Source organism: Tomitella cavernea (assembly GCF_016599145.1).
Taxonomy (GTDB): Bacteria; Actinomycetota; Actinomycetes; order Mycobacteriales; family Mycobacteriaceae; genus Tomitella; species Tomitella cavernae.
Map to the genome: position 1 here is coordinate 38,100 of NZ_JAENKO010000038.1, position 6,949 is coordinate 45,048.

At 72.5% G+C, this 6,949-nt stretch carries 3 protein-coding genes and 2 pseudogenes; 2 read left to right on the forward strand and 3 right to left on the reverse strand.

Annotated elements, in window-relative coordinates; translation table 11 throughout:
- Positions 1-20: 20 nt before the first annotated feature.
- Both JJ683_RS13325 and JJ683_RS13330 read left to right on the forward strand, forming a co-directional pair.
- Positions 21-1,322 (forward strand): alpha-hydroxy-acid oxidizing protein, encoded by a 1,302-nt coding sequence (locus tag JJ683_RS13325; RefSeq protein WP_200174793.1) that lies wholly within the window; start codon positions 21-23, stop codon positions 1,320-1,322.
- 63 nt (positions 1,323-1,385) lie between these two features.
- Entirely contained in the window at positions 1,386-3,377 is a 1,992-nt protein-coding gene (locus JJ683_RS13330) for an acetoacetate--CoA ligase (RefSeq protein ID WP_200174809.1), read from the forward strand.
- 256 nt (positions 3,378-3,633) lie between these two features.
- Here JJ683_RS13330 and JJ683_RS13335 read toward each other — a convergent pair.
- From JJ683_RS13335 to JJ683_RS18745, 3 genes and pseudogenes are all read right to left on the reverse strand, one after another.
- A pseudogene (locus JJ683_RS13335) lies at positions 3,634-4,734 on the reverse strand (lysylphosphatidylglycerol synthase transmembrane domain-containing protein); the annotation flags it as partial.
- A 122-nt stretch (positions 4,735-4,856) separates the two neighbouring features.
- A complete protein-coding gene (locus tag JJ683_RS13340) occupies positions 4,857-6,488 on the reverse strand; it encodes an adenylate/guanylate cyclase domain-containing protein (protein ID WP_307810918.1) in 1,632 nt (543 codons plus the stop codon).
- A gap of 101 nt (positions 6,489-6,589) precedes the next feature.
- Positions 6,590-6,949, reverse strand: a pseudogene (locus JJ683_RS18745) (hypothetical protein); the annotation flags it as partial.

Genomic DNA, 6,949 nt, shown 5'->3' on the forward strand with positions numbered 1-6,949 from the left:
CGGACCATTATCCTGCGGGCATGACAGACACAGTTCCCGAGCCCGGGCCGGGCCGCACGCGCCAGAACCGCATCTACCGGGACGGGGTGCTGGGCCGGCGGCCCGCGATCCCCACCGACTTCGCCGCCCTGGAGAAGGCGGCCCGGCGCAGGATGTCGCGCCGGGCCTGGGCATACGTGGCGGGCGGCGCGGGTGCGGGCACCACCATGGACGCCAACCGTGCGGCGTTCGACCGGCATCGGATCGTGCCGCGCCTGCTGCGGGACGTCTCGCGCCGCGACCTGTCGGTGGAGCTGTTCGGGCGCCGCATCCCGGCCCCGGTGCTGTTCGCCCCGGTGGGCGCCGCCGAGCTGGTGCACCCCGAGGCGGACGTGGCGATCGCGGAGGCGGCGGCCGAGCTGGGCGTGCCCTACATCTTCTCCAACCAGGGCTGCGCGCCGATGGAGGACGCGGCCGCGGCGAAGGACCGGGCGGCGGGTCCCGGGGGCGCCCCGCACTGGTTCCAGCTGTACTGGAGCACCGACGAGCAGCTGGTGGACAGCCTCATCGGCCGGGCCGAGCGCAGCGGCGCCGACGCGCTGGTGGTCACCCTGGATACGACGATGCTGGGTTGGCGGCCGCAGGACCTCAACATCGGCTCGCTGCCGTTCGCGCGTGGTGAGGGCATCGCGCAGTACACCTCGGACCCGCGGTTCGTGCGCATCGTCAAGGACCGGGTGCGCGCCGCGGCCGGGAGCAAGGCCGATGTCGAGGTGACGTGGGGCGCCGTGCGGTCGCTGATCGCGATGAGCCGCCGCTACCCGGGCGCGCTGGCGGCCAACCTGCGCTCGCCGGAGCCGCGGGCCGCGGTGGAAACGTTCCTCGACATCTACTCGCGGCCGTCGTTGAGCTGGGAAGACATCGCGACGCTGCGCGGCCGCACCCGGCTTCCGGTGCTGCTCAAGGGCGTGCTGCATCCGGACGATGCGCGCCGGGCGATGGACGAGGGCCTCGACGGCATCATCGTGTCCAACCACGGGGGTCGCCAGGTGGACGGGGCGATCGGGTCGCTCGACGCGCTTGAGGTGATCGCCCCGGTGGTCGACGGGCGGGCGGCCGTGCTGCTGGACAGCGGGGTGCGCGGCGGTGCCGACGTGTTCAAGGCGCTCGCCCTGGGCGCCGACGCGGTGACCGTCGGCCGCCCGCACCTGTACGGTCTGGCGCTCGGCGGCCGCGACGGCGCGCGCGACGCGGTGGCGAACATCATCGCCGAGTTCGACCTGACCTTGGGGTTGGCCGGGCTCACGTCGGTGGGGGAGGTCGCGCGCGATAGCCTTTCCTGAGACCCGGACCACAGCGAAGCGAGGGCGGCGAAAGTGACGAAGGCGAGCGGGAGCGCGGCGGCGATGCTCTGGGAACCGGACGCGGACACGGTGGCGGGCAGCGCGATGGTCGAGTTCGCGGATCTGGTCCGGCAGGAGAATCCGGACGGCCCGGGCGTGCCCACCGACGCCTCCGACTACGACCGGCTGTGGCAGTGGTCGACGGCGAATCTGGGCGCGTTCTGGCAGGCCGTGTGGGATTACTTCGACATCGCCTCCGACACCGACCCGGGGCCCGCGCTGGCCGAGGACCGCATGCCGGGGGCCGTGTGGTTCCCGGATGCGCGCATCAACTACGTCGACCAGGTGTTCCGGCACGGCGCCGCGCAGGACGCCGCCGGCCGTCCCGCGATTCTCGATCTGGCGGAGGGGCGCGCCGCGCGCGCGGTCACCTGGGCGGAGTTGCGCTCGCGGACGGCTGCGCTGGCGCACACGCTCCGCGAGGCCGGTGTGCGCCCCGGCGACCGCGTCGTCGGGTACCTGCCGAACATCTCCGAGACGGTGATCGCGTTCCTCGCCGCCGCGAGCGTCGGCGCCGTCTGGGGTGCGTGCGGCCAGGACTATTCGGCGCCCGCCGCGGTGGACCGGCTGGGGCAGCTGGAGCCGACGGTGCTCGTCACGGCCGACGGGTACGACTACGGCGGCAAGCCGCGTGATCAGCGTGCCGCGGTGGACGAGCTGCGCGCGGGCCTGCCCGGCCTGACGCTGACGGTGCTGGTGGCGCGCTCCGGCGGCGACGAGCAGACCGTGGTGGCCTCGCTGGCTCCCGGCGGCGACCAGGTCGTCGGCTGGGCCGCCGCCACCGCGGGGGAGCACGTGTTGGTCACCGAGCGGGTGGCTTTCGACCATCCGCTGTGGGTGGTGTTCTCCTCGGGCACCACCGGGCTGCCCAAGGGGATCGTGCACGGGCACGGCGGGGTGGTACTCGAGCACCTCAAGGCGGGCGTGCTGCACTCGGACCTGGGCCCCGGAGAGACGTTCTTCTGGTTCACCTCGCCCAGCTGGATGATGTGGAACTTCCAGGTGGCGGGTCTGCTGGCGGGCGCCACCATCGTCACCTACGACGGCAGCCCGGCGTATCCCGGCCCGGACGGGCTCTGGCGGATGGCGGCCGAGAACGCGGTGACGTTCCTGGGCACCAGCCCGGGCTACGTGCTCGCGTGCATCAAGGCGGGCGCGCGTCCCGCGGCCGAGTACGACCTGTCCGCGCTGCGCATGGTGGGCGTGACGGGGGCGACGCTGCCGGCGTCGTCCGCGGAGTGGCTGCGCGACGAGGTGGGCGCGCGGGTGCAGATCAACTCGATCAGCGGCGGCACGGACGTCGTCACCGCCTTCGTCGGCGCCGCGCCGAACGTGCCGGTGTGGGCGGGGGAGCTGTCTTGCCGCCTGCTCGGCGTCGCGCTCGCCGCGTTCGACCCCTCGGGCGAGCCGGTGGTCGACGAAGTGGGGGAGCTGGTGGTCACTCGGCCGATGCCGTCGATGCCCTTGCGCTTCTGGAACGACCCGGACGGCGCGCGCTACCACGACGCGTACTTCGACACCTACCCCGGCGTGTGGCGGCACGGCGACTGGGTGACCGTCACCGAACGGGGCAGCGTGGAGATCCACGGGCGCTCCGATTCCACGCTGAACCGCAACGGCATCCGAATGGGCAGTGCTGACATCTACCAGGCCGTCGAGTCGATCCCCGAGGTGGCCGAGGCGATGGTGCTGGGCGTGGAGCAGCCGGGCGGCGGATACTGGATGCCGCTGTTCGTGGTGTTGCGCGACGGTGCCGAGTTGGACGACGCCCTCGCCGGCCGGATCAAGGCGGCGGTGCGCGACAAAGCGTCGCCGCGGCACGTGCCCGACGAGGTCATCGCGGCCCCCGGCGTGCCGCACGCGCGCACCGGCAAAAAGCTCGAGGTGCCGGTGAAGCGGCTGCTGCTGGGCGCCGACCCGGCCACCGCCGTCGACCGGACCGCGGTGGACGAGCCGGAACTCATCGACTGGTACGCGGCGCACAAGAAGGGGTGACGGGCGCCGCGCGCGGGAGACGTCAGTCGCGGAGCCTTGCGCTCGGGTGGCGGCGGTCGTACGGAGCGCGATCGGGGGGCCGACCGGAACGCGGCCAGTCGAGCAGGCCGTCGTCGACCGCGGGCAGCCCGTCGTCGGCTGCGGCACCCCCGGATGCGTCCGCAGCGGCGGACGGTCCGCCGCCCTCCCGGGGCGAGGCCTCTCCGGCGCGGCCGGGCGGGCCGTCTTCGTCGGACTCCGGCGCGGCGGCGCTCACGCCGTGGGTGCTGGACCGCTCGTCTTCGAGCTCGGCCAGTTCGCGTTCGCGCAGGTCACGGTCGGCGGCGAGGTCTTCGTGGTCCTGGGTGCGGAACAGGACGAGGAAGATGATCCATCCGACGATCGCGACCAGGATGAAGCTGACGATGCGGTAGACGAGCACCGAGGCCACCGCTTCGCCACCCGTGAGCCCGCCGGCGGTGAGCGCCGCGATCAGTGTGCCCTCTACGAACACGAGCCCGCCGGGCATGCCGGGGATCGCCCCCACGGCCTTGGCGGCCGCGTATGCGATGGCCAGCGACGAGATGCTGGGATGCGCGCCCACCGCCCAGCAGGCGAACCCCAGGCAAGCGATGTCCGCGACCCAGTTGTAGAACGACCAGCCGAAGGCGACCGCGCCGTCCTTGGCGCCCAGCTGGACGTATTTGAGCTGCTCGATGATGCCGCGCCAGCGGTCCATCCCGGTGGCGCGGGGTTTGCTCCGTGCCCAGTTGAACCAGCGCAGCGCCCACCGGCCGAGGTCTTCGAGCGAATCCGGGTGGTTGGCCACGTACCGGCCCGCGTACGCCAGCGCGAACAGTCCGACCACGCTGAACACGGCGGTGAACGGGTTGACCGCCGTGCCGACGAACAGCGCACCACCCACCCCCAGCACGGTGAGGCCCGCAGCGGCGAGCACACCGGACATCGCGACCTGCCACGACGCCACCACAGGGCTGGCGCCCCACCGGCGGGTGCGCCGGTACGTGAACGCGGTGGAGAACACCTGGCCGGCGGGAAGAGTGAGGCTCATCGCGGTGCTGGCGTAGATCACGGCCAGCGACTTGAGCTGGCTGATCTTCACGCCCGCGGCGCCCAGCAGCACCTTCTGCACACGCCCGAAACTGCTCATCGACGCGGCCTGGGCCAGGATGCATGCGGCCACCCAGCCCCAGTGGATCTCGCTGAGCGCGTGCCAGGAATTGTTCAGCGACGGCCACAGGTAGAAGCCCTCCGCGGTGAGCAACGCTATGAGCCCGACGCCGAGCACCCACCGTACCCACCAGAACCGGGGGCGCTGCCGGGTTGCGGGCGCAGCAGAGTCGCGGGCGGGCATCATCCCAGCCTATCTGCCCGCACTGCAATGCCCGTGTCGCAGGTGGCACCGGCGTGGCCCCGAACGCCTGCTCGCACGGGGCGGATGAGGGTCATGCCCGCGGCCGTCGTCGGTGCTGCAGCCGCTCAACCGGTTTCGCCCGGGTGCGGCCGGTATTGGGGCGCGGTGGCGGGCCCCGGGTCGTCGTTGTCGGCGACTCTGCCCACCGCAGCGGATCCGCGCGTATCGGCGGATCCGTTCGCGGCGGCGTGCGCGTCCGCCGGGTACGCGATCTCGGTCGGCATCCTGCGGCCGCGCAGCACCAGGCTGCGTCCCGCCGTCCAGTGCTTCCGTTCCTCGGCGCAGGCCGCGGTGACGGTGCGCTGCGAGGCGAACACCCGTGACGGATGGATCTTCGCAAGCTCGGTGAGCCGCGCGGCCTCGTTGACGGCGTCGCCGATCACCGTGTATTCGAGCCGTTCGGCGGCGCCCACGTTGCCGGCCACGCACACGCCCGACGAGACGCCGATGCCCGCGTCGATCCCGGTGCGTTCCACCAGTTCGGCGCGCATCCGGCGCGCCGCCTGCAGCGTCGCCGTGCACGGATCCGGCATCTCCAGCGGTGCGCCGAACACGGCGAACACCTCGTCGCCGATGAACTTGTTGATGAAGCCGCCCTGCCGGTGCACCACCTCCACGATGACCTCGAAGAAGCGGTTGAGCACGTCGACCACCTCGGTGGGCGGGCGGGCCGCGGCCATGCGGGTGGAGGCGATCATGTCGACGAACAGCACGGCGACGAAACGTGTCTCCCCGCCGAGCTCGGTGCCGTTCTCCAGCGCCAGCCGCGCGACGTCGTCGCCGACGTGCTTGCCGAACAGCGTGCGCAGCCTGCGCCGTTCGTCCACCGCGGTCACCATGCGGTTGAAGCCCACCTGCAGCATGCCCAGCTCACTGCCGTCGTAGACGTTGACGCTTGCGCCGCGCACATCGTTGCGCACGTCGAGCAGCGCGGCCCGCAGTTGCCGCACCGGATCGGACAGGTGCGCACTTGCGAGCAGCGTGAGCACGAGCGACGTCAGCCCGGTGAGCACGCACATCGCGATGACGGCCGCGGCGAAGGTGGTGCTGCTCGCGTCGACCCAGCCAGTGAGCTGGCCGATGGCGAGGGTGAGCAAGCCGATGGTGGGCACCAGCGTGCCGAGCCCCCAAGTGAGCAGCAAGCGCATGCTGATCGGCGGAGCGTACAGCGGGGCGTACTCGGCGTCGGACAGGGCCCGCGCGGCGACGGGGCGCAGAATGCGCTCGCCCAGCATGTAGCTGGCACCGAACGTGCCCACCGAGACCAGTGCCAGCACGATGCCGCCGGTGATTGCGAGGTTCGGCGTGTCCGAGTAGTTGTAGGCGATGAAGGCGACGGCGCCGATCAGCCACACCACCGTGTGCACCAGCGCCTGGCGCAGCGGCAGGAGCATGACGGAGGACTGTTCGGCGGCGGTGGGAGGGCCTCCGCGTCTACGCCATCGCGCCACCGGGCCCAGCAGCACCACGGCGGTGCCGATGCTGATCACGGCGCCGGCAACGAGATAGATCAGTGCGGTGTAGAAGATGACGTCGCCGCGGTTGAGTTTGAGCACGTCCCTCGGGATCGGCAGCACCCAGAGCAGGAGCACCGCGGCGACCACACCCGCGAAGACGTTCGCAGCGGCCATGCTCGCGATGTAGAGCATCCAACGGTTCTTGACACCGCGGGCGAGGATGTCGCGGAAGGAGGCCACGGACCCACCGTATCGCCCGGGGGTGCAGCCGGTGGCGGTCGCCACCGCAGGTCGGCCCTGCGACGTGTGCCACGATCCGGCCCGGTGCGGGGCGGCCGAGGCTACTTCCGGTGGCGCCGCAGCAGTTCCTCCACGGTGACCTGGCCGGAGACGTCGGGACGCAGGTGCCTGCCGCCGGTGGCCTCGTCGGATTCGTCCTGCCCGTGCCCCGCCGATTCCGGTTCCAGCGCAGTGTCTTCGGGCGCTGCATGTGCGCCGGGCCGCTCGCGGGCCGCTCCGGTGCCGGGGTCGCCCCCGTTCGCACGCATGCGCGGCGCGGTGGGGCGCTCCTCCCACGGGTACCGGGGCCGGGGGGTCTCTGAGCCCGCCGCCGGTGCCGCCGTGCTGCGCCGGGGCGGCTCGGCGCCGGACCGGTGCGCGGGGTTGGTGGCCGGTGCGGGGGCCGACCCCTGCGCAGGGCC